Below are 1,091 nucleotides of genomic sequence, written 5' to 3'. Positions count from 1 at the left end.
TGGGTGCGCCATGGTGGCGCGATCAATTGAGTGAAGGATGACTTCTCAGGAAACCAAGAACAGCCTGATGCTCACCCGACTTACCTTGGCCAGCAATGGCTGCGACCGTGAAAACGGCAGGGGACAATAGCATGTCGGGAAAAAGGCGTCATCCGGGCCGAAGCCATTGTAGGCTATCGGGACGTCAGGGCAAGACGTGCATGGTGAATGCTGGATTGCGTGAAGCTCAGATTCAGGAACTTTATTCGGGTCATGGCGCAGCAATGGTTGACGCGTCATGCCGTGCGAAGGGCGGGGTACCCCACGAGACCTGCCTAAACTTGGTCGCACGGTCCACCTCTCGTCGAGAGGCCAACGATCGAACGAGCCACCTAACCACGTCGCATCTCACTGATCGTGTAAACATGGGATCGCCTAAGCGGGCACCTCTCCGGTGTCCCGTAAGGCGACGGAGCCGCCATATTAGCCAAACGCCCGGGGTAATGCCCGGGACAGCCATCCAAGGATGGACGGGCATGGGTGAAACTGGCCGGGCAACCGGACGGGGAATCCCCTCTGCGCGGGTGAAGGGCGGCGCGCTTGCTGGGTCTTTCAACTTCATAACGGAGGTCTGCTGATGCAACTGCTCACCGTAGAGAAGAGACTGGACTCGGTCATCGACCTGTCACGCCAGGGAAAGCGTATCAACGGTCTGTTCCGGCTGCTCGGCTGTCCGTCCCTATGGGAACGGGCCTATGAGCAGGTCGCTCCCAACAAAGGGGCGCTCACGCCCGGCATTGATCCCAATAACACCCTCGACGGCTTCTCGCTCGAAAGGATGGAACGGATCATGGCCGCCGTGCTGGACGGTTCGTATCGCTTCTCTCCGGCCCGCAGGCAATACATCCCCAAACCCAATGGGAAGAAACGCCCGTTGGGCATTCCTACTGCCGACGACAAGCTGGTGCAGGCAGCGGTGAAGATTTTGCTCGAACATGTTTACGAGCCGGTCTTTGCCGACCAATCGCATGGCTTCCGCCGGGGGCGGTCATGTCACAGTGCCCTGACTGAAATCAGGCGCACATGGCATGGCGTGAAGTGGCTGATCGAGG

General features: G+C 59.3%; 1 protein-coding gene. It reads left to right on the top strand.

Features of this window, described 5'->3' with window-relative positions; all coding sequences use genetic code 11:
- Window positions 1-616: 616 nt before the first annotated feature.
- A partial coding sequence (locus D0Z70_RS24505) for a reverse transcriptase domain-containing protein (protein ID WP_119750810.1) occupies window positions 617-1,091 on the top strand: 475 nt, incomplete at its 3' end.

The organism is Sphingobium terrigena (assembly GCF_003591655.1).
Lineage (GTDB): Bacteria > Pseudomonadota > Alphaproteobacteria > Sphingomonadales > Sphingomonadaceae > Sphingobium > Sphingobium terrigena.
Note: the sequence above shows the minus strand (reverse complement) of the source record. Positions and strands in the feature narration are given on the sequence as shown.